This is a genomic window from Leclercia tamurae (genome assembly GCF_025566055.1).
Lineage (GTDB): Bacteria > Pseudomonadota > Gammaproteobacteria > Enterobacterales > Enterobacteriaceae > Enterobacter > Enterobacter tamurae.
On sequence record NZ_JAMHKS010000021.1, the window covers coordinates 1 to 262 of the forward strand.

At 54.6% G+C, this 262-nt stretch carries 1 rRNA gene; it reads right to left on the reverse strand.

Features of this window, described 5'->3' with window-relative positions:
* Nucleotides 1–262, reverse strand: a 23S ribosomal RNA gene (locus M8318_RS00095); the annotation flags it as partial.

Genomic DNA, 262 nt, shown 5'->3' on the forward strand with positions numbered 1-262 from the left:
GTCTTCCGGCGAGCGGGTTTTTCACCCGCTTTATCGTTACTTATGTCAGCATTCGCACTTCTGATACCTCCAGCAGCCCTCACAGGCCACCTTCGACGGCTTACAGAACGCTCCCCTACCCAACAACGCATAAGCGTCGCTGCCGCAGCTTCGGTGCATGGTTTAGCCCCGTTACATCTTCCGCGCAGGCCGACTCGACCAGTGAGCTATTACGCTTTCTTTAAATGATGGCTGCTTCTAAGCCAACATCCTGGCTGTCTGT